Below are 25,154 nucleotides of genomic sequence, written 5' to 3' on the forward strand. Positions count from 1 at the left end.
GCCATAGCGTAATTCTTTTTTACAAATATAATATAAAGCTTACCTGATTTATAAGTCGTTTTAAACCCAATATATGACATACCTACGAAACGTTCTGCCCATTCTCTTGATTCTTTGGCTTACACCGACGGCCTTTGCCCAGTATACCATTCGCAACCCAAATGCAATTCCTCTCAGTGGCGAGTGGGTGTTTGCGATGGACCCGATGGAGGCTGGTGAGCGAGGAAAATGGTATCGGGAAGATGCGCCCCTCGGACGCTGGGATAAAGTGACTGTGCCGCACTGCTTTTCTGTTGATCCACGCTATCAATTTTATACCGGAACAGCCTGGTATCGACGAACTTTTCCCTGGCAACCGACCTCTGGCAAACGCGTACTGCTTCACTTCGATGCGTCTTATTACGAAACATCCGTCTGGATCAACGGCCGAAAAGTGGGTACGCACGAAGGTGGATACACGCCTTTTCACTTTGACGTAACAGAATACGTAAAGGCAGGGAACAACGCTATTGCTGTTTCGGTAAACAATAATACCTGGCGGGTTGGCACCATTCCCGGCGCAAAAGATAACGACCAGCCCAACGACGCATTTCCGGGCTGGGTGAATTATGGCGGTCTGATACGTCCCGTTTACCTGACCGTTGAACCGGATGTCTATGTCGAAAACGTAAAAACGGAAGCAGTACCGGACTTAGCAAAAAACACGGCTACACTAAAAATCAAAACGCGTATCCGGAACGCAGGTGGACAGGCGATCACGCCAAAACTAGCCTTTCGGATCGAGCAAAATGGTAAGCTAATAACGCTAGCCTGGAAACAACAAGCCGGTAACGTAGCCCCCAATCAGACGGCTATCGTAGAGGCAGAAACCGTCTTAAAAGCTGCCGATGTAAAGCTGTGGAGCATCGACCAGCCGGTTTTGTATGATGTGCAGGTAATCGCAGCCACAGATACCGTTCGTACTCATTTCGGAATTCGGAAGGTGGAGGTACGTAATGCTCAATTGTTGCTGAACGGTCAGCCAATAAAAGTGGCGGGTGGCAATCGGGTGGTCGATTATGCTGGTTTGGGATCGCTGGAGCCGGATTGGGTGGTTGAGAAAGACATGCGCCTAATGAAAGAAGCGGGTATGGAACTCCATCGCCTGACCCATTACACACCTTCCGAAACTGTCTACGACTGGGCCGACCGCAACGGGATGCTCATTATCAGCGAAGCCGGAAACTGGCAGTTAACGCCCCGCGAAATGGACAACGACACCATCCGAACCAAATTCCGGCAACAGTTTCGGGAGATGGCCGAGCGCGACTGGAATCACCCCTGCGTAATTGCCTATAGTGTTGGCAATGAATACTTATCCGAGCAACCGGCGGGGCAACGCTGGACGAAAGACATGATCGCCTACGCCCGCGAACTCGACCCGACCCGACTCTATACCTTCGCGTCCATGCGGCTCAATACATTACCCAAAAAGCCGGAAGACGAAGCCAGTCAGTATTGCGATTTCATCTCGACCAATACGTATGGCAACCACACGAATGTCCTGAAACACATTCATTCGCTTTATCCTGATAAACCGATTTTCATCAGTGAATATGGTACGCGGGCTGACGGAAAAGATAACGAAGCGGGACAGGTCAGCCACATCGAGAAATTCCTGACCGATATTCGGCAGTTGCCCTATGTAGTGGGCGCTTCGTGGTGGTCGTTCAACGATTACCTGAGTCGGCATGATGGCACAAATCCTGATGGCACACGCCCCTGGGGACTGGTTCGTGGAGATCGCTCGAAACGACCACTCTACAAAACCCATCAGACTGGTATGGCACCCGTTACGGTTGAAAAAGTGAGTTGGGAAGTTGGGAGCGAAGGCGTCCATACCCTTAAACTCCGGGTAACAGCCCGCAATGATTTCCCGGCCTATGCCATCCGGAATTATCACTTGAAAGCAAATAATACAAGCCTGCTTATTCCCGATTTGCAACCGGGTCAACAGGCTACATTATCTATCCCTGTCCGCGGTTTCGACAAAACATTGGTGGCGGAAGTCATCAAACCGACAGGCTTTTCAATTCTTACACAAACCATTGACTTATCGAATGATACGCGAACAGGCAACTGATAAACGAACCCTGAAAACCATTCGCTACGACGCCGATTTGATTGTTGTTGGCGGAGGATTATCAGGCGTTTGCTGCGCGATTACGGCTGCCCGGGCGGGTACCCGCGTTGTGCTGGTACAGGACCGTCCCGTGCTGGGCGGCAACTCATCGTCCGAAGTGCGGCTGTGGGTGCTGGGCGCTACGTCGCACATGGGCAACAACAACCGCTGGGCGCGGGAAGGTGGAGTCATTGATGAGCTTCTCCTCGAAAATTTATACCGGAATCCAGAAGGTAATCCGCTAATTTTAGACACGATTCTGCTGGAAAAAGTGGTGATGGAAGCTAACATTTCATTGTTGCTCAACACGGCTGTCTATGAAGTTGAGAAATCTGACGAGGAGACGATTAGCGGCATAAAAGCTTTTTGCAGTCAAAATAGTACGCTATACGACCTCGTCGCTCCACTTTTCTGCGACGCTTCCGGCGATGGTATCGTTGGGTTTCAGGCCGGTGCCGCGTTCAGGATGGGTGCCGAAAGTCGGGAGGAATTCGATGAAAAATTCGCGCCCACCGCCGAATATGGAGAGTTGCTGGGGCACTCTCTTTATTTCTACACAAAGGATACCGGACGACCGGTTCGCTTTGTGCCACCCGCCTACGCGCTGGACGACATTACGAAAATTCCGCGTTACAAACGATTCAACGCACAGGAATACGGCTGTCAGCTTTGGTGGATTGAATACGGCGGACGGCTCGATACAGTCCACGACACCGAAGCCATCAAATGGGAACTCTGGAAAGTGGTCTACGGGGTTTGGAATTACATTAAAAATTCCGGTCAGTTTCCCGAAGCCGAAACGATGACGCTGGAGTGGGTCGGACAGATTCCCGGCAAACGCGAAAGTCGCCGATTCGAGGGCGATTACATCCTGAAACAGCAGGACGTAGTAGAACAACGAACCCATCCCGATGCTATAGCATTCGGTGGCTGGTCTATCGATTTACACCCTGCCGACGGCATTTTTTCGGAGAAACCGGGCTGTAATCAATGGCATAGCAAAGGTATTTACCAGATTCCGTACCGTTGCCTTTATAGTCGAAACGTAACAAATTTGTTCCTGGCGGGACGTATCATCAGTGCTTCACACGTAGCGTTCGGGTCGTCGCGTGTCATGGGGACGGGTGCTCACGTAGCGCAGGCGGTGGGCATGGCCGCTGCGTTGAGCGCACGGCACCATCTGCTGCCGCGCGACTTAACCGAACCGGCCCGTATGCAGACGTTACAGCAGGAACTGTTAAAAACAGGTCAGCACATTCCTGGTATTACATTGCATGACGATCAGGATATAGCTCAGACTGCTCAACTATCAGCGTCCAGTGAATTTATCCTGACTGAATTGCCGCCTGATGGCCCATTGCTTCCGCTAACATTTTCGGCGGCTCAGATGCTCCCCTTGCCTGCCGGGCCAATTCCCCAACTGACGGCTTTCGTAACTGCCGACCGGGACACCACGCTGACGGTTGAACTGCGAAAAAGTAGCAAGCCCTTTAATCATACGCCGGACGTAACGCTGGAAACGAAAACGCTGTCGATACATAAGGGAAAGCAGGAGGTCGACCTGACATTTGATAGCCACATCGACGAGCCGCAATATGTATTCATTACGTTCCTAAAAAACGAGCATATCCAACTGCAATACAGCCAGTTGCGCGTTACAGGAATTTTGTCGGTGTTCAATAAGATCAATCCAGCCGTCTCGAACTATGGCAAGCAGGAACCTACCGAAGATATTGGCGTCGATACGTTCGAGTTCTGGTGTCCAGAGCGCAGGCCTGCGGGTCAGAATATGGCACTACGTATCGCAACGGGCATCCAGTTGTTTAGCCCGGCCAATAGTCTAAATGGGATTCAACGTCCAACGAATCAGCCAAATGCCTGGGTGTCCGAACGTAATGACCCTAATCCAGCGCTGACGCTAACCTGGCCAACGAAACAACGCATCAGTCGGGTAGAATTATCCTTCGATAGCGATTTCGATCACCCGCTCGAATCGGTGATTATGATTCATCCCGAAACTGTCTCGCCGTTTTGTGTGGACGAGTTTGTTCTTTGTAATGATCGTCAGGAGCGAATTTTTCATAAGACCGATAATCACCAGAGCCGCAGTACGATTCGCTTTGCACAACCTGTCGAAACCAGTAGTCTGACGATTCATCTAAAAACAAACCATGAAAAGGCTCCGGCAGCCTTGATGGAGGTGCGCTGTTACTCAGTTTCGTAGCCTGGACGGCCACGTTCGGGTTGAAACTGCATTATTCTCCGGACGGGCCATCCAGACTAAAAAACCGAGAAAACTACAATCAGCTCAAAAAACGGTCAGCAGCTTAAGTGAACACGTAATTACCGCGAAAACACGAAAGCTTTTATGCTAAATCCGTTTCAGCAAATGCCAGCAGGAGCCCTTAGACGTACTTAGACTAAAAAAGTAACAGGCTTAGAAAAATATTTTTTTAATCCTTGATTTCGGCATGAAGACCAGGGAGTTTTTCAGCAAAAGCTTCAATGCCTTTGAACGCCATAAAATAACGTTTGATCATGCATTTTCCACTGTTCAGACCGTAACCGTTGCCATTAGGAACGTAGCATTCTTGTTTTGTCATGTCGCATAGGTGAGTTCATCTTCCTACACGAGTCACTATGCTCTTGATAGACCAGAAACTTTTTTACGCTATGCTCTTAAAAACTGCTCAATTCACTCAGATTCTGCTCTTTTGCATTATCGCCGGACAGGCTTTCTTTTATTTCATTGGGGGTACGGCGGCTCTAAAGAACGTATCGGCTATAGCATTTATCGAACAGCGCAAAGCAATAGATGCCGAAATTGCCCCCTATCTGAAAGTTATCTATCCACTGACCATCGTGATGAGTGTAGCGATGCTGGTGTTACTACGTCAGCAAATCGGCTCGGCGCTCTTTATACTTTCGGCAGTGGCTTGTTTGCTAGTAGTCATTGATATGGTTATCGCCATAAAGGGGAATATTCCGCTAAATCAACGGATAAGCACCTGGCCGCTGGATGCTTATCCGGGCAATTGGCACGTAGTACGTGACCAGTGGCTTAACTATATGCATTATCGGCAGTTTTGTGGCATTGCCGGTTTGTTTTGTTTACTGGTTGGTATGATCTGGAAACCGTAATGATAAAGATTGGGTAGTCACAGAAACTGTTCGAAAATTAGTTCTTACTCAGCCTGAAAACCCCTAAATCCCCTGAAGGGAACTTTATCTGAGAGGGAGCAAAGTCCCCTTCAGGGGATTTAGGGGTTTTTCATATAACATCTCAGGAACAGGCACTTGTTTTTTAGACGGGGAAATCGGTCTTTTGCTTAGAATTCTTATCTACTAAACCCGTTACGTTATGACCACCGATCGTCGCTCGTTTTTGAAACAAGCCGCTGGATCACTGGCTACCATGGCCTTGCTGCCATCTGCCTTTGCCGAACCCTCCGCAAAAAAGCTTTTCTTCGACATTTCGCTGGCAGAATGGTCGTTGCACAAAGCGCTGTTCGGCAAAAAAATCACGAATCTAGAGTTCCCTGGCATTGCCCGTAAAGAGTTCGATATCAGCATTGTTGAGTACGTCAATCAGTTCTTTAAAGACAAAGCGCAGGACAAAACCTACCTCAACGATCTGTTGGCTCGCTGCAAAGACAATGGCATCACTAACAACCTCATCATGATTGATGGTGAAGGTAATCTGGGCGCCAGCGATGCCGCTGAACGGGCGAAAGCGGTTGAAAATCACCACAAGTGGGTAGAGTGCGCCAAGTATCTGGGCTGCAAAACCATCCGCGTCAACGCAGCCGGACAAGGTACTGCCGAAGAAGTGTCCAAGGCCGCCGTTGATGGATTGAGCAAGCTGGGTGAGTTTGCCAAAACGATGAACATCAATGTTATTGTCGAGAACCACGGCGGCTATTCGTCGAACGGAAAATGGTTGTCCGGTGTCATGAAACAGGTGAACATGAAAAATGTTGGTACGTTGCCTGACTTTGGCAATTTCTGCATTAAACATGGCGAAGGGCATTCCTGCTTGGAAGAGTATGACCGCTATCAGGGTACGCAGGAACTGATGCCTTTCTCGAAAGGGGCATCCGCCAAATTTTACGATTTCGACGCCAATGGAAATTGCGTCGAAACCGACTACAACCGAATCCTGAAAATTGTGAAAGACAGCGGTTTCAAAGGTATTCTAGGTATTGAATACGAAGGCAACGCCCTGGACGAATACGAAGGCATCCGAAAATCCATAGCGCTGCTCAATCGCGTTGGGGCGACGGTATAACCATAACCGACACATTCAATAATTTACTAGCCTGACTACCTATTAGTCAGGCTATTTTATGGACCCCATACCGCCATCTACGCCAATGATCTGCCCCGTAACCCAACTAGCCTGATCGGACAGCAAATAAGCCGCCATACTGGCAATATCGTCTGGACTGCCAATGCGATTGAGCGGGTGACGTTTGTTAGCCGACTCCCGCTTTTCGTCACTACTTAGCAGGTTCTTCGCTAAAGGCGTATCTGTCAGGGAAGGCGCAATGGCATTGACGCGGATGTTGCTCAGCGCAAATTCAGCGGCCAGCGATTTGGTTAGCCCTTCCACTGCCGATTTGGCGACTGACACCGACGAATGCAAACCCATGCCCAGCTTGGCCGCTACGGTACTGAACAGAACAACGCTGCTTCCTTTAGCCGCCTTCAGGGCTACGTAGGCTGCGTGAACAGCGGCAACAGCGCCCAGCACATTGATTTCCAGGTCGGTTCGGTAATCATCGATAGCCAGGCGGTGAAAGGGCTTTAGGTTAATGGTACCGGGACAATAGACCAACCCGTGCAATACCTCGGGGAGTTGCGTGAGCGCATCAGGGGCCGGTGTCTGCAATACGTCCCAGCTCATATGCGTAGACGGAATGCCTTCCGGTACACGTCGACCAGCCGTGAAGAGCGTTGCGCCCTGTTGGTGAAGTTGGTTGGCCAGTGCATACCCGATGCCCGAGCTACCGCCAATAATCAGAATATTTTTGCCTTGCATCAGTTAAGAATCAAAAAGTTGTAGGGTCACTATGGCATAAAGGGTTGGTGAACAGACCAACTTTACGGCACAGTGACCCTACAACTTTTTGATTACTTAAATAGTTATGCTCGGCTGGGCAACGTAGCGCAGAAACTCCTGCCGGGTTGCCTCTTCTTCGAATTTACCACCGTAGGATGAGGTGATGGTCGAGCTATTAATGTCCCGCACGCCCCGTGTTGATACGCATAGGTGTTTGGCGTCGATGATCACCGCTACGTCGTCGGTTTCCAGCACGCGCTTCAGTTCCTCGGCAATTTGTATGGTCAGGCGCTCCTGCACTTGAGGCCGTTTGCTGAAATACTCAACAACCCGGTTCAACTTCGATAAACCAATCACTTTACCGCTGGATATATAGGCGACGTGGGATTTGCCAATGATGGGCACGAAATGGTGTTCGCAGTACGTCTGAACGATAATGTCTTTTTCGACCAGCATTTCTTTATACCGAAACTTATTATCAAAGAGCGTCGGTGTAGGTTTGTTGGCAGGATTCAGACCGCTAAATATCTCATTTACATACATTTTGGCAACACGCCGTGGCGATCCTTTCAGACTATCGTCGGTCAGATCAAGGCCCAGAATGTTCATAATTTCCCGAAAATGCTCTTCAATGAGATCAATTTTGAAATCATCATCCAGGTTGAATGCATCGGGGCGCATGGGCGTATCAATTGACGACGTACCGTGGGCGTCGCCAATTTCGTCAACCAATTCGTCGGTCAGGCAATCACACGCTACCGAATGACCATCCACTGAGGAACCGTTGTGCGAGACGCCATTGGTGGCCCGGCCATCATGCTGAGCATCCGTAGACGAGTGGCCATTAGATGGGGTATTCGACGAAATTCCGTTCAGTTTCATACAATCGGATTTTAAGATCTAAGCCCTCGCTTAGCTGATTACGTAAAATGTTATAGATAACGATGGCAATGTTTTCGGCCGAAGGATTCAGGTCCGCAAACTCTTCGGTATCGAGGTTAAGATTTTTGTGATCAAAGCGGTCGGTAACGTGCTCTTTGACTATTTCGCCGAGCTGCTTCATGTCCATGACATAGCCTGTTTCGGGATCAATAGGGCCGTTGACCTGCACAATCAATTCATAATTGTGGCCGTGATAATTGGGATTGTTGCATTTGCCATACACACGGGTGTTTTTTTCGTCCGACCAGTTAGGGTTGTTCAGACGGTGAGCCGCATTGAAGTGTTCTTTCCGAAACACAGCAACCCGTGGGGCATCGGCCCTGGTATTTTCCATAAATAAGAATCGAAATAGGATTCGATCAACCTGTCGTTACAAAGTTTGTGTACAACACAGGCAGACAGCAGAGCGAGTAGCCAGATCGCTCTTTCGAATGCGATGAACAAGTAAATGGTAAACCGACACGTATCCTATTTTGTTCAACGTTTTTCAAGAAAGATTAAACAAAACACAAGTCAGTTCGGCTCTATAACATCGGCTTATTTAGTATTGTTCCAATGGCTATGGACAGCTTTGTTGAGGACGGAACCGGATAGGCGTTTCCCCCGTTTGCACCACATGAAACGCTTACGCTTTATTATGTTCGTTACACTTATTTTATTAGCTGGGTTGATTGCAGTAACCGTGATATTTATGCAACAAGGCCCTTTTGGCCGCGACCCGGCCGGTATCCGGTTAGACCGCATTACGCATTCCCCAAATTACCGCGACGGCGCCTTCCAGAATCTAGAGCTTACCCCCGTTATGCCCGAAAACGTATCCTACGTGGGTATGATGAGAGATTTCATCAAAAAAGATAAAGACAACATTCCACCCCAGCCGATACCATCCATCAAAACCGACCTGAAAGCGCTTTCCGACTCCGTTCCCACGATTGTCTGGTTTGGCCACTCGTCCTATTTGATCAAATCAAAAGGGGTTACGGTCCTGGTCGATCCCGTTTTCAGCGGCTATACATCGCCGGTTTCGTTTTTCGGAAAAGCCTTTGCAGGTGCTGATGTCTATAAAGTTGACGACATGCCCGACGTTGACATGCTGGTTTTATCCCACGACCATTATGACCACCTTGATTTCGAGACGATTACCAAACTCATTCCGAAAGTCAAAAAATTCTACACCGCCCTGGGCGTTGGCGCTCACCTCGAACGCTGGGGCGTTCCGGCGGATCGGATCGTTGAATTCGACTGGTGGGAAAGCCAGCCTGTAGCGACCGATATTTCCCTGACGGCGGTGCCGGCCCGGCACTTTTCGGGACGTAGTTTCACGCGGGGAAAAACGCTCTGGACAGCTTTTGTGCTGAAACTACACGGCTACAACCTATACCTGGGTGGCGACTCTGGCTATGGTACGCACTTTCGGGCGATTGGCGAAAAGTACGGTCCGTTCGATCTGGCCATTCTCGAATGTGGTCAGTACGGTAAGGACTGGCCGCATATTCATATGTTTCCCGAAGAGGTTGCTCAGGCGGCTCAGGATTTACAGGCCAAAACAATTTTGCCGGTTCACTGGGCTAAGTTCTCGCTGGCTATCCATGCCTGGAACGAACCCATTCAACGGTTAACGAAAAAAGCCGCGGAAGAAAAACTCAACGTAACGACACCCAAAATTGGCGAACCCTTGATGGTAGATAACTACTATCCGAAAACGGTTTGGTGGAATTTCTGATTACGAAATACCCACGCGTGGTTTTTTGCCCCGAAACATCGTTATTTGATCTATTAACCACTCTCTGGATTATAGCAGGTAACCTATTTCTATGCAAACCCCGTCACGACGTCAGTTTATCCGAACGGCCGCCCTCACCGGTGCAGCAACTTCCATTTTTCCCGCCATTCTGACTGGAGCCAAGCCTGCTGACCCGAAGGTTCGACTTGCTTTTATTGGTGTTGGTGCACGGGGACGCAGCCACGTATCGCAGGCACTTTTCCGTGATGATGTTGAGATAACGGCCATCTGTGATCCTGATGCTGAAGCCATCAGCCGCACCAATGCGATGATTGAAAAGGCCGGCCGGAAAGCACCGGTTGCCTATACTAAAGGCGACAAGGCGTTTGAAGACATGCTCAAGCGCGACGACATTGATGGGGTTGTGATTGCTACGCCCTGGGAATGGCATGTACCCATGGCCGTAGCCACCATGAAAGCGGGCAAATATGCTGGGGTTGAAGTATCGGCGACGGTGACGCTCAAGGAATCCTGGGATCTGGTTAACGCGTTCGAGAAAACGGGATCACACTGCATGATTCTGGAGAACGTCTGCTACCGACGCGACGTACTGGCCATCCTGAACATGGTTCGAAAAGGGATGTTTGGCGAAATGACCTACGCCCACTGTGGCTATCAGCATGACCTGCGGAACATCAAATTCAACGACGGTAAATCCATAGCGGGCGTGGGTGCTGAATTCGGGGCAAAAGGCTATTCAGAAGCGCACTGGCGAACGCAGCACTCGGTCGATCGAAACGGCGATATTTATCCTACGCACGGCCTTGGTCCGGTAGCGCACTGGCTCGACATCAATCGGGGAAACCGCTTCATGCACCTCACCAGCACGGCCACCAAAAGCCGGGGGCTGCACAAATACGTAGTAGACAAAGGCGGGCCTGATCACCCAAATGCGAAAGTAAATTTCAAACTTGGCGATGTAGTCACAACGGTTATCGAATGCGCCAACGGCGAAAATATCGTCATCATCCACGATACGAACTCACCCCGCCCCTACTCACTCGGTTTTCGGGCGCAGGGCACGCAGGGTATCTGGATGGATGACAACGACATGATTTATCTGGAAGGCACCAGCCCCAAGCCCCACAATTGGGAGCCGTTTGCGCCTTATCAGGAGAAATACGATCACCCGCTCTGGAAACGCCACGTCCAAACGGCCGAAAATGCAGGCCACGGTGGTATTGACTTTTTCGTGCTTCGGGCGTTTATCGAATCCATCAAAAACAAAACAGCGCCCCCCATCGACGTCTACGACGCAGCCGTCTGGAGTGCCATCAGTCCACTATCTGAGCAAAGTATAGCCGGAGGCAGCAAGCCTATCGAAATTCCCGACTTCACGCGGGGCAAGTGGAAGACCAACAAGCCCATTTTCGGGCTTACGGATAACTACTAATGAATACTGTTTGATGAACCGTGCGGGCGGCCCCCGCATGGATAATAAAAGCAGAAAAGCGTAGTTTAGCAATTCCATGGCTCACACCCGTTTCCTTGTGCATTACACAGTCTACATTATTCAGTAATACAATGACACCTACTGCCCCTCCTAAAACTCAGAATTACACGGGCCCACTGCTCATCATTGGTGCCCTCTTCTTCATTTTTGGCTTTGTTACGTGGGTCAACAGTGTGTTGATTGCTTTTTTCAAACAAGCCTTTAATCTGAGTACGGTCGGCTCGAATCTGGTAGCTTTCGCTTTTTTCATTTCCTATACCCTGATGGCCATCCCTTCATCGGCCGTGCTGAAACGGACAGGCTTTAAAAATGGCATGTCGCTGGGGCTGGTCGTTATGGCGATTGGCACGTTGATTTTTGTACCAGCCGCTAAAGCGGTTTCTTACCCGTTGTTTCTGGTTGGCCTGTTTTTAATTGGCATCGGCCTAACCGTTTTACAAACAGCCTCTAACCCCTACGCGACTATTCTGGGACCGCGCGAAAGTGCTGCCCAACGTATTAGTTTCATGGGGGTTGCCAATAAACTGGCAGGTATTTTCAGCCAGTTTATTTTTGGGGGATTGTTGCTGACGGGCGCGAATGCCGTTTCGGGAGCCGCTTCGCTGGAAAAAGTTGTATCGCCCTATCTGATTCTGACGGGTGTGCTGTTGGTATTAGCCGCGCTGATTCGCTACTCCAATTTACCCGAAGTATCGGAAGAACAGGACGATACGTCATCGGATGTGTCGGCGCACACCAGCGTCTGGCAATTTCCGAATCTGGTGTTAGGCGTTCTGGCCTTGTTCTGCTACGTTGGTGCGGAGGTCATTGCGGGCGATACGATTATCAACTACGGCAAGGCCTTGGGTTTTCATAATGACGAAGCCAAGTATTTCACAACCTACACACTTTATGGCTTGCTGGCGGGTTATATCCTCGGCATTGTTCTGATTCCCCGCTTTATCTCGCAACAGACGGCCCTGCGTTTTGGAGCTGCCTATGGCTTGGTCTTCACAGTGGCCACCCTACTGACCAGCGGTTTTACGTCGGTACTCTGTGTTGCCCTGCTTGGTTTTGGCTTAGCCCCTATCTGGCCTGCTCTGTGGCCACTGGCCCTCAACCGACTTGGACCATTTACAAAAATCGGATCAGCGTTACTTATTATGGGTATATCGGGTGGCGCTTTGCTACCCTTACTGCATGGCTACCTGACGGATACCGTTAGTCCGAAAATGGCCTATGCCTTGTTGCTGCCGTTGTTTGGGTTTATCCTCTACTACGCGACAGTAGGGTATAAGCGAACAAGCTGGTAAGTAGTCAAAAATAAGGCCCGCAACGAACACAACAGATGTACTTTACGGGCCTTGCATTTATTTCCTCTTCTACCTTTAAAATGACGGTATCAACACCCGGCCGCATCTGCCTCTTTGGTGAACACCAGGATTATTTAGGCTTACCTGTTATTGCAGCTGCCATTTCGCGCCGAATTAGTATGGATGCTCAACAGTCTGAGCAACCCGGCTTTCGCCTGAATCTGCCTGATATTGGCGACGTAGTGACTATTCCCTTTGATGGAAAGCCGCTGCACTATCCTAAAATTCGCGACTATTTCCGTTCGGGGATAAATGTGTTGCTGCGCGAAGGGTTTACGTTTTCAAAAGGCATTGAGGGCGAAGTGCGTGGCAATATCCCGATCAACTCGGGCACATCAAGTTCATCGGCACTGCTTGTTACGTGGCTGAACGTATTGTCCCAACTTTCCGACGAACCTCAACAGCTTTCTCGCGAACGATTAGCGGAACTCGCCTACGTAGCCGAAGTGCTGGAATTTGGCGAACCGGGCGGCATGATGGACCACTATTCAACGGCCGTTGGCGATGTCATTTATTTAGAATCAAAACCGAAGATTGCTCTACGGGAACTGCATCCAAATTTAGGCATCTTCGTTCTTGGCGACTCGCAGGAGCCAAAAGATACAATCGGTATTCTGGGCCGGGTTAAGTTCGGCATGCTAAGGATTATTGAAAAACTGAGTATCATCAATCCAACTTTTTCGCTGGATCATTCTGACATTACGGAAGTAACTGAATTCAAAGATTACCTGCCGAAAGACGAGTACATCCTCTTGAAAGGTAACCTCGAAAACCGCGATATTCTATGCGATGCGCTGACAGTTTTACAATCTCCTGATGGTCTTGACAATGTTCGTTTCGGCCAACTCCTGACTGACCATCAGACCAATCTGCGTGACGCCCAACGTATCAGTACGCCCAAGATTGACCGAATGATCGACGGAGCCTTACATGCGGGCGCGCTGGGTGGCAAAATCAATGGGTCAGGTGGTGGCGGCTGTATGTTTGTCTATGCGCCCAACAAGCCCGAACAGGTGGCCGAAGCCATTGAGCGGGAAGGCGGAAAAGCCTATGTCATTTCGGTCGATGCTGGAACCACCATCCAGGCATAAGTCACTTTACCTACTGTTGACTATTAGCCGCCCGCTGGGCGGGAAACCACGAGGTCAGCACCGTAATGAAAATGATGAGGACGGTAGTCATGACAATATCGCGGATATCAAGGCGGACCGGATAGGCGTCAATGATCGAGCTAACCATGCCCATCCCGACCAGGCCGTATTCTTTCTGTGCCACGCAGAGACCAATGCCCAGCACTAGGCCGGCAAACGCTCCGGTCAGGGCAATAATGGCCCCTTCGGTCAGGAAAATCCAGCGTACCATTTTCCTGGTTGCCCCCAGCGCGTATAAAATTTGAATGTCACTTTTCTTCTCAATCACCAGCATCGACAGCGAAAAGAAAATGTTGATGGAAGCCACCAGAATGATAAACGAAAGCGTCAGGGCAACAAATAATTTTTCAATGTAAATGGCCCGATAGAGATCAACGTTCAGATCGTCACGGCTTTTTACGAGTAGGTTTTCCCCTACTACGTCCTGTAACGTTTTTTGAGCGGCAATTTCGTTGGTACCGGGCTGGAGTTGAACTTCGAGGCTTGTTACCTCATCGGGTTTGTAGCCAAACAATTCGCGTGCTACGTTCAACGGAGCCAGCACAAAATTGTCGTAACGCGATTCAATGAAAAACACGCCCGAAACCGTTAATGCCTGGCGATTGAAAGCATCCGGATTTAGTACACTTAAGGTCTGTCCACTCTGCGGATACAGGATTTCAAGAGGGGTTAGAATATCAATCGATGAAATACTCAAATCACTGCGAACGCCCTCAGCTACAATAGCATAGTTGACCTTGTCGCGACGTAGCAGCAGTTTACCTTCCAGCAGGGCCGAGTCGAGTTGCTGGCGCTGGAGATAATTATCGTCCACGCCTTTAAGCTTGATGACCGTCGTTCCGTTGCCATAACGGGCCAGCGCGTTATCCTGCGCCACCGACGTTAGCAGATGTACCCCCGGCGTCTGCCGTAGCTTCGTTAGCAAGGCAGGAGAAGCCAGGAACCGTTTTCCCTCTTTCGGCGAAATGGTCATATCGGCCTCGAACGTTTTGAAAATCTGTCGGTTCAGCTCTTCCATCCCGTTGAAAACTGATAGTACCACCACCAGCGCCATGGTGCCAACACCCACTCCGAGCATAGACAGAGTCGACAACCAGCTAATGAAGCTGCGTTTTCTACGGGAAAAAAAATACCGACGGGCAATCCAAACGGGAAGGTTCATTCACAAAAAAGCGAAAGAGCGAAAGAGTTAATGAGTGAAACAGCGGCTCTTCCATTCGTTGTTTCACTCATTAACTCTTTCACTCTTCGTCTTCCTCCTCCACCGGAGCGGGTGGGATGTCGAGACCGGAGAATAGTTTATCCATCTTGTCGGCGTAATCGGCGGTGTCGTCCAGAAAGAAATTCAGCTCGGGAACGATCCGGAGTTGATGCCGGACCCGGTCGCCGAGGTGTTGACGGAGTACTTTGCCTTTTTCCTGAATGCTTTCCAGCAATAGCTGCTTATTTTTTGTAGCCAGAAAGCTCAGATACACTCGAGCCACGCTCAGATCCGGCGAAATTCGAACGCTGGTCACGGTGATGAATGCTCCATTAAACAAATGCGGCACGTCGCGCTGAAAAATCTCGCTTAGATCTTTTTGTAACTGCCGGGATACTTTCTGCTGTCGTTTCGATTCCATACTAATCGGTACTTGGGTACTAAAATGAACGGTCAACGGCTCGAATAGTTCATGGGAATTATTTCTGAACGAATCATTAACGGGTCTGACCTTTTTCCAGACTGCAAATATCCACCCATTTTTCCGTTCTGCCGAAATTGACTGTAATTTTACCGGTAATAGTCACGGTCCGCCGTTGCAGTCAGTCAGGAGTCGATAGTAACTGGTGCAGGTAGATGACTGACTGCAACGGTGGACCGTGACTATTGACTTCAAACTAAGAACTTATTTTGCTACGTTTCTTTCAATCGTATTTTCCTTATCAATACGCCAGTCTACTGGGCTTGCTCCTGCTGATTCGGCTACCGTTGCTCCTGCATCCGTTCCCACTGCTCATTCCTGAATTGAACTGGATGATCGTGGGCGAGCAGATGAGCCAGGGAAATCTGCTTTATCGTGATATATGGGACAGTGTCAGTCCGCTGTCGGCAATGGTTTACTGGGGCATAGATAGCGTGTTTGGTCGGTCCCCCCTGGTGCTGCATGGAGCAGCAACGCTCGTTTCGGTATTTCAAATCGTGTATTTCAATTACCTGACCAACAACCGGGATATCTATCCCGATCGAACATTCTGGCCGGGGTTGATCTACATGCTGTTCATGCACCTTTCGTTCGACTGCCTGACGCTCTCGCCCGTGCTTATGTCGACCAGCTTTCTGCTGCTTGCCTTTGGGACATTAATTCGGCAGATGGATCGTCGCGGTGCTACGGATGAAGTGTTTGAAGTTGGGTTTTACATTGGTATTGCCGCTCTGTTCTACCTGCCATCAGCGTTATTCATTCTCTGGTCGATTGTATCATTGCTTTTTTATACCGGTTCGACCTTCCGGCAGTACTCGTTGTCGGTTTTCGGCTTTTTGTTTCCGTTTGCGGCCACAGTCCTGTTCTACTACCTATTTGACGGGCTCAACGATTTCAACCGGAATTTGCTGGCCTCGGTGTTCAGGGTTCGGCAGTATTCCCTGTCCGATTTCCAATCGTTGCTGGCGTCGCTACTGATTCCGCTGGGGCTGGGCGTGCTGGGCTTTCTAAGTTTATTCAGCCGGGCAGGTCGCTACGTCAATTTTCAGCAACGGATACAGCAAATTATGGCCATCTGGTTTGTCGTAGCCGTATTGACCATTGCTCTGATGCCCTTTCTGGCCCCCATGGCATTTTTGAGTTTCGTGCCCCCAATGGCTTATTTTGCGTATTATTATTTTGAGAATATCCGTAAAGTGTGGCTGGCGGAGATGAGTTTCTCGATTGCCTTTGTGCTCATCCTGCTCTTGTTCTATCAGGGGGCGCTGGGCATCATTCCAGGCGCTGAACTGGGCCGCCTAAGTAGCTTGCAGGTACGGTCATCCCCGCTGCCCGCCGATATTCGCGATCAGCATGTACTCATCATCGGCGAAGACTTGAGCGCGTATCGCCAAAATCATCTGGCAACCCCCTACCTGAACTGGGATTTGGCGAAATACGACCTGAAAAATCTGGATAATTACGAAGCAGTGATTAACGTGTTCGACCATTTCCGACTCGATCCACCCGATTATATTATTGACCGGGAGAACGTAGTGGAAAAGCTGTTTCAACGCGCCCCGGCTTTAGCCGCCCGATATGAGAAAACAGCAGTAGCCGACGTGTATAAACGGAAAAATTAGCCGCCGGTCGCCAGTCATCAGTAGTTAGTACCGTAACTTGCCAGTACTGCTCTTACTCACCAAATACTAGTAACTTCTTTATGGCTCCCTCCTTTACCAATAAACGTACGAACCTGTATATTTTCCTGAGTGCGGTTTTCCTGACCAACGCACTGGTAGCCGAAATCATAGGCGTTAAAATTTTCTCCGTCGAAGCGCTATTAGGCACCAAGCCGGCTCAGATTCACCTCTTTAGCGACTTTATTCTGGATTTCAACCTCACAGCGGGCGCGGTCATCTGGCCGTTTGTATTCATTACGTCCGATCTGATCAACGAGTACTTTGGCAAATCAGGTGTTCGGCGAATTTCATTTCTGACGGCTGGGTTTGTGGGCTATAGTTTCCTGATTATTTACGCCGTTACGACGCTCCCGCCCGCCCAATTCTGGCTCGACGTCAATGCCAAAGATGGAGCCGGCCATGTGATCAACATCAACAATGCATTCCAGATGATTTTCCGGCAGGGGCTGGGTATTATTATCGGCTCGCTCACGGCGTTTATGATTGGGCAGATTCTCGACGTTTATGTATTTCATTCCCTCCGCAAAATCACCGGAAGTCGTAAAATCTGGTTGCGGGCTACGGGCTCTACATTAGTATCGCAGTTAGTCGATAGTTTCGTGGTTCTGGGCATTGCCTTCTATGTTTTCGGCAACTGGTCGCTGACCCAGGTGTTGGCCGTGGGCATTATCAATTACATCTATAAAGCTACCTCGGCGGTTGTGCTCACGCCCTTACTCTACGTAGCGCATTACTTCATCGATCGGTATTTAGGTAAAGAATACGCCGAAGAACTGGCTAATGAGTCGGCTATGAGTTCGTTTATGTAGCGAAAAATGGGCTTTTTAATCCTAAACTAAGTAATTCAATACAAGGTCAGTACCGAAGAATAGAGCAGTTTACTTACATTTGATCCCATTATTTTTTCATTACTCTGTGGATTCTCAATTTATTCAACAGTCCGTAGCGCGGCATCTACTCGCTGTGCAGGCTGTGCGACTCCAACCGAATCAGCCCTTTACGTGGAGTTCAGGCTGGAAATCACCTATTTACTGCGACAATCGAGTTACGTTGGCCTACCCCGAAGTACGCAGTTTTATCAAAAATTCCCTGGCCGATGCCATTCGGCAGCGCTTTCCGTCTGTGGAAGTGATTGCTGGGGTAGCCACGGCGGGTATTCCGCAAGGTGCGTTGGTCGCCGATGTGCTGGGCCTTCCCTATTGCTACGTTCGGCCAGAGCCTAAAACGCACGGTATGGGTAAGCAGATTGAAGGCCATCTGAAAGCACAGCAGCGAGTGGTCGTTATTGAGGACTTGATTTCGACGGGCGGCAGTTCGCTTAAAGTGGTCAATTCCCTACGGGCGGCTGGTGCCGAAGTGCTGGGCATGGCAGCCATTTTCACTTACGGATTTCCGGTGGCCGCTCAGAATTTTGAGCAGAAGAACGTACCACTCATTTGCCTGAGTAACTACGATGCCTTACTGGTTGAAGCCCAGGCACTCGACTACATCTCGGCCGATGCGATGGACTCTCTCGCTGCCTGGCGGCAAAACCCATCGACCTGGGGACAATAAGTTTTTAAACTAACCGGTACTACCTATGGCCACTGTCACTGCCCGAATTGAACGAACACCTTACGAGACGCACCTGTCCACTGATTCTCAGGTGATAGTGGCCGACGAACCGATCGACATGGGCGGTCAGGACCGGGGTATGCGACCAAGTGAACTGCTGGCAGGAGCGCTGGCCACCTGCATCGTGATGACGCTACGTATGTATGCCGACCGCAAAGGATTACCCCTCGATTCGGCCGTTGTCCATGTCGAATACACGTACGACCCCATAGCAGGACGGTCTCTTTTTACTACGAAATTGATTTTAAATGGTGATATGACCCCCGAACAACGTAACCGTCTACGCGAAATGGCCGATCGATGTCCGGTGCACAAAACGCTGCAAAGCCCGATGGACTTCGAAACAACGCTGGTTGAGGACGCGGGGATGGGACACCATTTACCAAATGCGATCAAATGAGTTATTGACTACTCTACTACGTTGACGGCCATGAGTGAAACACCAGCTCCCGACCTTGCAAAGACCTGTAAGTCTATGATTCGTACAGCCAGCAAAGTGGAACTTTGGGCGATCTCCGAGAAAGTGGGCAGCGTATGCGGATGAAGGTAGCCGACCTGGTTCAGATCGACTACCTTATCACGAAGTTTCCTGCTGACTTCATTCAGCTTGCACCCTACCGGTCAGGAATAAGCAAGGTTTTGTCGATTAGTCGGGTAACATTGACTTTATATCTGATGCATGCGTTGGATACGCCATTAGCGTACCGCCCAGAGCAGTTGCCGAAATGCCGTGCTTCATCGCGAGCGTAAATACGTTAATCAAGTCGTCGCTGCCGGAGCCCAGTACGTGGGCACCAACAATCTGATCCGTTTCTTTATCGACAAGCGTTTTAAATCCGGTGAATGGCTCATTGATGCGTTTGCTGACGTACCAGTCAGTGGTTTCCTGAAACAACACCTTTACGTTGACGCCTTTTTCTTTTGCCTTCTCCTCCGTCAAACCGACAGAAGCTAATGGAGGCACGGTAAAAACTGCCGTCGGAACGGGGGCATCTGTGTACATCTGGTGATTTTCCTTAAGAATATTTTCAGCCACTATACGGCCTTCATAGCCCGCCAATGGCGTGAGCGGCAAGCCTTTATCTGCTACGTCTCCACAGGCATAAACCTTTGGGTTTGATTCACTTTGCAGATACCGGTTAACCGTAATTCCCTTTTCTCCCAGCTCAACACCGGCCTTCTCCAGATTAAGTTCAGCAACATCGGCGACTCGTCCGGCGGCATGGACAACTAACTGTGTCGAGAGCGAATGTTCTTTTCCCTGCCCCTCGTAGTGAATCTTCAGATCCCCCGGTTTGCCTTCAACAGCCGTTACGCTGGCTTCCAGTACAATCTTGATGCCAATGGCTTCCATTGCCTTAACCAGTAGATTCACTACATCGGCATCGAAGCCTTCGAGCGGGCGTTTCCCTTGGTGGAGGATGGTCACGTTCGCGCCAGCACGAGCCGCAATGTGAGCAAACTCAAAGGCGATGTATCCACCGCCTACCAGCGCGATCTTGTCGGGCAATTGCGGCAGTTCCATAAAACCGGTGCTATCAATTAGCAACTCTTCGCCAGGAATGTTAAGCGGCTTGGGGCGTTGCCCCGTGGCAATGACAATGTGTTTGGCACGTAGTGTATCATCACCAACCTGTAGGGTATCTTCTGACAGAAAGGTAGCTGCGCCGTGGAATGTTTTGATGCCCAGATCGGCAAATTTGGTTTCTGTATCTTCAGGAATTGACTCGGTAAATGTTTTTTTGAATCGAATCAGATCAGGCCAGTTAATGACCGCTTTTTCCTCAATGCCTTTGCCGATTAATTGCGCTGAACGGGCGACTAGTTCTGAGGCTCCTACCAGCACTTTTTTGGGGTCGCATCCACGCTGCGAACACGTACCGCCGAAGGGTAATTTATCAATGATAGCCACGCGCTTACCTGCGTCCCGGACGGTTTGCGCAGCCATTGCACCAGCCGAGCCAGTACCAATTACAACAAGATCAAACGAATGCATAGAATATATTTATCAAATAGATTCTATACATAACGCTCAAACGTAACGTAGTGGCTAAAAAAAAATGGGTAATCCGTGAGTCTCCCCACGAATTACCCATCTTATCTAGTGTACTTTTTATTTACGCTACGGCTTCATACCCCCCCCCGCGTTGCGCTTCCAAACGTCTATGAGGGATTTGATTGTCAGGCTTCGGGCTTTATTGTGAAGGGATCTCGTTTAGTGCCTTTGAGCAGAGTTTTGATTCGCTCAATCTTATGTGGAAAAAGCGGTTCATCTCCGTATCGTTCTTCCAATGTAGGATCAACTGTAATCTTACCTCTTGTTTTTGTCTTTAGATTTTTCATCCTTATTCGGTTGTTTCTCAACTGACTTTATAAATAATAAATGCAGCATATTGAATACCAGTTTCAATATCGACTTCGATGCCTTCCTGGTTCAATCCGGTGATTAACAATCGATCTGAAAACTCGTCATAAAACTGCAACACTATTCGATTGTAAAGCATTGTCCTTCTAGTGTCACTTCCAGTAAAGATAACTGTTTCCGTAGGATGAACTTCAAAAAACTGAAGCAATGTTAAGGCCACAGTTGTAATCACTTTTCGCCCGTCACCGTTGTCAGAAATTACACTATCACTGATTCTACCTGTAGCTGGGTCAAAATCACCAAAACCAAGATTCCATACATTGAGAGAATTCACATAGGAGTATTCAACAATTTTCTGAATGTGCCCTTTGGCACCTATGCTAATGAACTCGTAACGCAACCGATTTTTGGAAACAGCAACCTCATAACTTGGGCGATTCATGAAAAGCAAGGTAAACGTTCAGGCAAACATAAGCTAAATAAATTAAAACGGGTAGAATAGTAACTTTCGAAAGTTACTATTCTACCCGTTTTAATTTATTTAAAAGAAGCTACGCCACGGCTTCATACAGCTCCCCGCGTTGCGCTTTCACACGCTCGTCGGCGAGGTATTCGTCGTAGGTCATCAGTTTGTCGAGGATACCCGCCGGTGTGATTTCGATGATGCGGTTGGCAATCGTCTGTACGAACTGGTGATCGTGCGAGGTAAAAAGAACTGGACCTTTGAAGTCGATCAATCCATTATTAAGGGATTCGATGGATTCGAGGTCAAGGTGGTTGGTAGGCTCGTCGAGCATCAGGAAATTAGCACCCGACAGCATCATTTTCGACAGCATACACCGCACTTTTTCGCCCCCGCTCAACACCGTTGCTTTCTTCAGTGACTCCTCACCCGAGAACAACATACGACCCAAGAAGCCCCGAATGAAGCTTTCGTCTTTCTCGACCGAATACTGCCGTAGCCAATCCACTAGATTCAGATCCGTCTGGAAGAATTTTTCCTTTTCGGAATCCGTCGGGAAATACGACATCGTGATCGTAACACCCCACCGGAACGTACCCGAATCCGCTTTGCGATCACCCGCCAGAATATCCATCAGCGCCGATACGGCCAGCCCATCGCGACTAAACAGGAAAACCTTATCCTGCTTGTTCATGGTAAAGGACAGGTTTTCAAAGAGTTTCGTGCCGTCTTCTGCCATATATGTCAGATTTTCGACCGTCAGGATTTGATCACCGGGTTCACGCTCAGCCTTGAAATTTACGTAGGGATATTTCCGCGATGATGGCTGAATATCCTCCAGCGTAAGCTTTTCAAGCAATTTGCCACGGCTCGTAGCCTGCTTGGATTTCGATGCGTTGGCCGAGAATCGTCGAATGAAGTCTTCGAGTTCCTTGCGCTTATCTTCCGTTTTCTTATTCTGGTCCTGGCGTTGTTTCAGCGCTAATTGACTCGATTCATACCAGAATGAATAGTTTCCGGCGAAGAGTTTAACCTTGCTGAAGTCAACGTCTACGATCTGCGTACAAACCTGATCCAAAAAGTGGCGATCGTGGGATACGACGATAACGGTGTTATTGAAATTGGCCAGGAAGTTTTCGAGCCAACTCACCGATTCGACATCAAGGTTGTTGGTCGGCTCATCCAGCAGCAATACGTCAGGGCTACCGAAAATAGCTTGTGCCAGCAGGACACGCACTTTTTCGGAACCGTTCAGGTCCGACATCATCGCGTAGTGCATATCTTCTTTAATGCCCAGCCCAGATAATAAACTGGCGGCATCAGATTCGGCATCCCAGCCGTTCATTTCGGCAAATTCCGATTCAAGTTCGGCAGCTTTCTCGCCGTCAGCATCCGTAAACTCCTCTTTTGCATACAGGGCATCCTTCTCCTGCATGATATCATACAGGCGTTTGTTGCCCAGAATCACCGTTTGTAGCACCGGATACTCGTCATAAGCCGACTGGTTCTGGTTCAGCACCGACATTCGTTCGCCGGGCGACATCGTAACGGAGCCCGTTTGTGGCTCAATTTCGCCCGACAAAATCTTCAAAAACGTCGATTTTCCCGCGCCGTTGGCACCGATAACCCCATAGCAGTTGCCGGACGTAAATTTTATGGTGACGTCGTCGAAAAGCACCCGCTTACCATAGCGAAGTGAGACGTTTTGTACCGATATCATGGCTTAATTTTCTGTTCAGATTGAAGCACAAAGGTACGAAATTTAGCGGGAAAATGGGCGATTTCCCTGGTGCCAAACTAAGCTAACCCCTAGTTATCAGGGTTTACTTTCCACGATCTTCATCGCTTCATCATCCTTGTACTGCGTGATCTGGCCTTTTAATTTGCTTTTCAAGTCGGCGGTAATAGTTTCGTAGCCTTTCTCACCGTACAGATTATGCAGCTCGTGGGGGTCTTTTTTCAGATCGTATAATTCCCAGAAATCCTGCGGCCCATAAAATCGAACCAGCTTGTACTGGTCAGTACGTAGCCCAAGGTGCGGATAAACATGGTGGGGTTTAGGAAATTCGTAGTAGTGGTAGTACGCTTCTTTCCGCCAGGGTATTGTCTCGCCTTTCAATAAGGGCAAAAAGGATTCACCCTGCATTTCTTTCGGAACGGTCGTGCCAGCCAGGTTTAATAACGTAGGCGCCCAGTCGATATTGGAAATCAGCTCATTGATCTCCGTACCCGGCTTAATGACGCCCGGATAACGAATGACAAACGGCGTTTTCAGCGACTCTTCGTAAATAAATCGCTTGTCGAACCAGCCGTGTTCGCCCATATAAAAACCCTGATCAGACGCATAAATAATGACCGTATTTTTGGCCAGTCCGGTTTTATCCAAATGATCGAGTAATTCGCCAATGTTGCGATCCAGGGATCGAGCCGTAGCCAGATAATCCTTCAGATAACGCTGGTATTTCCACTCGACCAGCGCTTTACCACTAAGCTTTTTAGTCTCAAATTCCTTGCTGATCTTGTTCTCGTAATAGTCATAAAAAGGCTTCTTCTGTTCGGGTGAAAAGCGATTATAAATGTCGCTTTTCACGTAATCGGAGTGAACTTTCAAATCCTCTTTCAGGCGCATCGTTTTGTCGATGGTCATGTCCTGATTTTGGGCCGCTATCCGGCCTTTGTAGTCGTCATAGAACGTAGCAGGCAGTGGAAACGTAACGGTATCGAACGCGCCAAGATCCTGTAGATCGGGCAACCATTCGCGGTGCGTAGCTTTATGGCCTACGACCAGAAAAAACGGCTTTGCTTTATCGCGCTGATTGAGCCAGTCCAGCGAGAGTTTCGTCACGACGTTGGTCACATAACCGGGATACCGAACCGTATCTTTCTTCGCATTGACGAAATCGGGGTTATAATACTGGCCCTGTCCCGGCAGCACATTCAGGTAATCGAACCCATTTGGCAGACTGCCCAAATGCATTTTACCAATCCAGGCCGTTTGGTAGCCCTTTTTCTGTAGTTCCTCAGAGAAAACAGGCTGATTTATATCAAATACTTTCTCGTTCAGCTTGTAGCCATTCAGGTGGCTATATTTCCCGGTCAGCAGCGTCGCCCGGCTCGGTCCGCAAATGGAATTGGTTACTACGTTGTACCGTAGAATGGCTCCCTCATTAGCGATTCGGTCGATACTGGGTGTTTTTGTCAACGTACTGCCATACGCGCTAATCGCCTGATAGGCATGATCATCGGAGAAGACGAAAATAATATTAGGTGGTGTTGTCGCAGCTTCTTCCTTCTTTTTGGTTCTGCAACCAGCCACCGTCAGCATACAGACGAGCAACGTAGTACAGACAACAACGTAACGAACTATAACGTGAGAGGGCATCGTAATTTCATTCATTGGTAGTAAGCGGGTTGTTGATAGTCAAAGGAGAAAGTCCTCCTTTT

Annotated in this window: 22 protein-coding genes; 12 read left to right on the forward strand and 10 right to left on the reverse strand. The window is 49.1% G+C overall.

The genetic code is table 11. The features are described 5' to 3' along the window. Window positions 1–73 precede the first annotated feature (73 nt). Window positions 74–2,122 (forward strand): glycoside hydrolase family 2 protein, encoded by a 2,049-nt coding sequence (locus BM202_RS25125; RefSeq protein WP_093831351.1) that lies wholly within the window; start codon window positions 74–76, stop codon window positions 2,120–2,122. Next, complete coding sequence (locus tag BM202_RS25130) at window positions 2,100–4,385, forward strand: FAD-dependent oxidoreductase (protein ID WP_093831353.1); 2,286 nt, start codon at window positions 2,100–2,102, stop codon at window positions 4,383–4,385. The genes BM202_RS25125 and BM202_RS25130 overlap by 23 nt, the downstream gene beginning before the upstream one ends. A 229-nt stretch (window positions 4,386–4,614) precedes the next feature. Here the strand turns inward: BM202_RS25130 and BM202_RS37355 are convergent, their stop codons facing one another. After that, complete coding sequence (locus BM202_RS37355; protein WP_177236674.1) at window positions 4,615–4,764, reverse strand: hypothetical protein; 150 nt, start codon at window positions 4,762–4,764, stop codon at window positions 4,615–4,617. A 70-nt stretch (window positions 4,765–4,834) separates the two neighbouring features. On the opposite strand from BM202_RS37355, the gene BM202_RS25135 reads away from it, so the two are divergent. Together BM202_RS25135 and BM202_RS25140 are read left to right on the forward strand one after the other, a co-directional pair. After that, window positions 4,835–5,302, forward strand: coding sequence for a hypothetical protein (locus BM202_RS25135; RefSeq protein ID WP_093831355.1), 468 nt, complete (start codon window positions 4,835–4,837; stop codon window positions 5,300–5,302). A 220-nt stretch (window positions 5,303–5,522) separates the two neighbouring features. Further along, window positions 5,523–6,449 carry a sugar phosphate isomerase/epimerase family protein gene (locus BM202_RS25140; RefSeq protein WP_093831357.1) on the forward strand — a complete coding sequence of 309 codons (927 nt, stop codon included), beginning with the start codon at window positions 5,523–5,525 and terminating at the stop codon, window positions 6,447–6,449. A gap of 51 nt (window positions 6,450–6,500) precedes the next feature. Here the strand turns inward: BM202_RS25140 and BM202_RS25145 are convergent, their stop codons facing one another. The 3 genes from BM202_RS25145 to BM202_RS25155 all read right to left on the reverse strand — a co-directional run bounded on the left by BM202_RS25145 (window position 6,501) and on the right by BM202_RS25155 (window position 8,499). Then, window positions 6,501–7,202: an SDR family NAD(P)-dependent oxidoreductase gene (locus tag BM202_RS25145; protein ID WP_093831359.1), complete on the reverse strand. Its 702-nt coding sequence runs from the start codon at window positions 7,200–7,202 to the stop codon at window positions 6,501–6,503. Window positions 7,203–7,298: 96 nt separating this feature from the next. Beyond that, window positions 7,299–8,105 carry a GTP cyclohydrolase I FolE gene (gene folE, locus BM202_RS25150; RefSeq protein WP_093831361.1) on the reverse strand — a complete coding sequence of 269 codons (807 nt, stop codon included), beginning with the start codon at window positions 8,103–8,105 and terminating at the stop codon, window positions 7,299–7,301. Then, entirely contained in the window at window positions 8,068–8,499 is a 432-nt protein-coding gene (locus BM202_RS25155; RefSeq protein WP_093831363.1) for a 6-pyruvoyl trahydropterin synthase family protein, read from the reverse strand. The genes folE and BM202_RS25155 overlap by 38 nt, the downstream gene beginning before the upstream one ends. A gap of 357 nt (window positions 8,500–8,856) precedes the next feature. Here BM202_RS25155 and BM202_RS25160 point away from each other — a divergent pair, with 357 nt between their 5' ends. From BM202_RS25160 to BM202_RS25175, 4 genes are all read left to right on the forward strand, one after another. Then, entirely contained in the window at window positions 8,857–9,888 is a 1,032-nt protein-coding gene (locus BM202_RS25160) for an MBL fold metallo-hydrolase (protein WP_317039720.1), read from the forward strand. Between the two features lie 91 nt (window positions 9,889–9,979). Next, a complete protein-coding gene (locus BM202_RS25165) occupies window positions 9,980–11,341 on the forward strand; it encodes a Gfo/Idh/MocA family protein (protein WP_093831367.1) in 1,362 nt (453 codons plus the stop codon). Between the two features lie 131 nt (window positions 11,342–11,472). Further along, window positions 11,473–12,693 carry a sugar MFS transporter gene (locus tag BM202_RS25170; RefSeq protein ID WP_093831369.1) on the forward strand — a complete coding sequence of 407 codons (1,221 nt, stop codon included), beginning with the start codon at window positions 11,473–11,475 and terminating at the stop codon, window positions 12,691–12,693. A gap of 80 nt (window positions 12,694–12,773) precedes the next feature. After that, window positions 12,774–13,844 (forward strand): mevalonate kinase family protein, encoded by a 1,071-nt coding sequence (locus BM202_RS25175; protein ID WP_093831371.1) that lies wholly within the window; start codon window positions 12,774–12,776, stop codon window positions 13,842–13,844. Between the two features lie 10 nt (window positions 13,845–13,854). Here BM202_RS25175 and BM202_RS25180 read toward each other — a convergent pair whose 3' ends face one another. Both BM202_RS25180 and rbfA read right to left on the reverse strand, forming a co-directional pair. Beyond that, window positions 13,855–15,066 carry an ABC transporter permease gene (locus BM202_RS25180; protein WP_093831373.1) on the reverse strand — a complete coding sequence of 404 codons (1,212 nt, stop codon included), beginning with the start codon at window positions 15,064–15,066 and terminating at the stop codon, window positions 13,855–13,857. Between the two features lie 79 nt (window positions 15,067–15,145). Next, window positions 15,146–15,526, reverse strand: coding sequence for a 30S ribosome-binding factor RbfA (rbfA, locus tag BM202_RS25185; protein ID WP_093831375.1), 381 nt, complete (start codon window positions 15,524–15,526; stop codon window positions 15,146–15,148). A 269-nt stretch (window positions 15,527–15,795) separates the two neighbouring features. Here rbfA and BM202_RS25190 point away from each other — a divergent pair, with 269 nt between their 5' ends. The 4 genes from BM202_RS25190 to BM202_RS25205 all read left to right on the forward strand — a co-directional run bounded on the left by BM202_RS25190 (window position 15,796) and on the right by BM202_RS25205 (window position 19,282). Continuing rightward, entirely contained in the window at window positions 15,796–17,208 is a 1,413-nt protein-coding gene (locus BM202_RS25190) for a hypothetical protein (RefSeq protein ID WP_093831377.1), read from the forward strand. Between the two features lie 80 nt (window positions 17,209–17,288). Continuing rightward, window positions 17,289–18,077, forward strand: a complete 789-nt coding sequence (locus BM202_RS25195) for a queuosine precursor transporter (protein ID WP_093831379.1) — start codon at window positions 17,289–17,291, stop codon at window positions 18,075–18,077. Window positions 18,078–18,183: 106 nt separating this feature from the next. Continuing rightward, window positions 18,184–18,822 (forward strand): orotate phosphoribosyltransferase, encoded by a 639-nt coding sequence (pyrE, locus tag BM202_RS25200; protein WP_093831381.1) that lies wholly within the window; start codon window positions 18,184–18,186, stop codon window positions 18,820–18,822. A 25-nt stretch (window positions 18,823–18,847) separates the two neighbouring features. After that, the gene (locus tag BM202_RS25205; protein WP_093831383.1) at window positions 18,848–19,282 is read left to right on the forward strand and encodes an OsmC family protein; all 435 of its coding nucleotides are present in this window, start codon (window positions 18,848–18,850) and stop codon (window positions 19,280–19,282) included. 246 nt (window positions 19,283–19,528) lie between these two features. On the opposite strand, the gene BM202_RS25210 is transcribed toward BM202_RS25205, so the two are convergent. The 4 genes from BM202_RS25210 to BM202_RS25225 all read right to left on the reverse strand — a co-directional run bounded on the left by BM202_RS25210 (window position 19,529) and on the right by BM202_RS25225 (window position 25,035). Continuing rightward, a complete protein-coding gene (locus BM202_RS25210) occupies window positions 19,529–20,878 on the reverse strand; it encodes a dihydrolipoyl dehydrogenase family protein (RefSeq protein WP_093831385.1) in 1,350 nt (449 codons plus the stop codon). Between the two features lie 364 nt (window positions 20,879–21,242). After that, complete coding sequence (locus BM202_RS25215; protein ID WP_093831387.1) at window positions 21,243–21,689, reverse strand: DUF6934 family protein; 447 nt, start codon at window positions 21,687–21,689, stop codon at window positions 21,243–21,245. A gap of 109 nt (window positions 21,690–21,798) precedes the next feature. Beyond that, window positions 21,799–23,430, reverse strand: coding sequence for an ABC-F family ATP-binding cassette domain-containing protein (locus BM202_RS25220; protein ID WP_093831388.1), 1,632 nt, complete (start codon window positions 23,428–23,430; stop codon window positions 21,799–21,801). Between the two features lie 96 nt (window positions 23,431–23,526). Beyond that, on the reverse strand, window positions 23,527–25,035 hold the full coding sequence (locus tag BM202_RS25225; protein ID WP_093831529.1) for a sulfatase family protein: 1,509 nt from the start codon (window positions 25,033–25,035) through the stop codon (window positions 23,527–23,529). Window positions 25,036–25,154: the final 119 nt, after the last annotated feature.

Source organism: Spirosoma endophyticum (genome assembly GCF_900112365.1).
GTDB lineage: Bacteria > Bacteroidota > Bacteroidia > Cytophagales > Spirosomataceae > Spirosoma > Spirosoma endophyticum.

Bases quoted from the DNA above. Each gene is read 5' to 3' on its own strand.
- BM202_RS25125 (WP_093831351.1), top strand. From the start codon at position 74: ATGACATACCTACGAAACGTTCTGCCCATTCTCTTGATTCTTTGGCTT.
- BM202_RS25130 (WP_093831353.1), top strand. From the start codon at position 2,100: ATGATACGCGAACAGGCAACTGATAAACGAACCCTGAAAACCATTCGC.
- BM202_RS37355 (WP_177236674.1), bottom strand. From the start codon at position 4,764: ATGACAAAACAAGAATGCTACGTTCCTAATGGCAACGGTTACGGTCTG.
- BM202_RS25135 (WP_093831355.1), top strand. From the start codon at position 4,835: ATGCTCTTAAAAACTGCTCAATTCACTCAGATTCTGCTCTTTTGCATT.
- BM202_RS25140 (WP_093831357.1), top strand. From the start codon at position 5,523: ATGACCACCGATCGTCGCTCGTTTTTGAAACAAGCCGCTGGATCACTG.
- BM202_RS25145 (WP_093831359.1), bottom strand. From the start codon at position 7,202: ATGCAAGGCAAAAATATTCTGATTATTGGCGGTAGCTCGGGCATCGGG.
- folE (WP_093831361.1), bottom strand. From the start codon at position 8,105: ATGAAACTGAACGGAATTTCGTCGAATACCCCATCTAATGGCCACTCG.
- BM202_RS25155 (WP_093831363.1), bottom strand. From the start codon at position 8,499: ATGGAAAATACCAGGGCCGATGCCCCACGGGTTGCTGTGTTTCGGAAA.
- BM202_RS25160 (WP_317039720.1), top strand. From the start codon at position 8,857: ATGCAACAAGGCCCTTTTGGCCGCGACCCGGCCGGTATCCGGTTAGAC.
- BM202_RS25165 (WP_093831367.1), top strand. From the start codon at position 9,980: ATGCAAACCCCGTCACGACGTCAGTTTATCCGAACGGCCGCCCTCACC.
- BM202_RS25170 (WP_093831369.1), top strand. From the start codon at position 11,473: ATGACACCTACTGCCCCTCCTAAAACTCAGAATTACACGGGCCCACTG.
- BM202_RS25175 (WP_093831371.1), top strand. From the start codon at position 12,774: ATGACGGTATCAACACCCGGCCGCATCTGCCTCTTTGGTGAACACCAG.
- BM202_RS25180 (WP_093831373.1), bottom strand. From the start codon at position 15,066: ATGAACCTTCCCGTTTGGATTGCCCGTCGGTATTTTTTTTCCCGTAGA.
- rbfA (WP_093831375.1), bottom strand. From the start codon at position 15,526: ATGGAATCGAAACGACAGCAGAAAGTATCCCGGCAGTTACAAAAAGAT.
- BM202_RS25195 (WP_093831379.1), top strand. From the start codon at position 17,289: ATGGCTCCCTCCTTTACCAATAAACGTACGAACCTGTATATTTTCCTG.
- BM202_RS25205 (WP_093831383.1), top strand. From the start codon at position 18,848: ATGGCCACTGTCACTGCCCGAATTGAACGAACACCTTACGAGACGCAC.
- BM202_RS25210 (WP_093831385.1), bottom strand. From the start codon at position 20,878: ATGCATTCGTTTGATCTTGTTGTAATTGGTACTGGCTCGGCTGGTGCA.
- BM202_RS25215 (WP_093831387.1), bottom strand. From the start codon at position 21,689: ATGAATCGCCCAAGTTATGAGGTTGCTGTTTCCAAAAATCGGTTGCGT.
- BM202_RS25220 (WP_093831388.1), bottom strand. From the start codon at position 23,430: ATGATATCGGTACAAAACGTCTCACTTCGCTATGGTAAGCGGGTGCTT.
- BM202_RS25225 (WP_093831529.1), bottom strand. From the start codon at position 25,035: ATGCTGACGGTGGCTGGTTGCAGAACCAAAAAGAAGGAAGAAGCTGCG.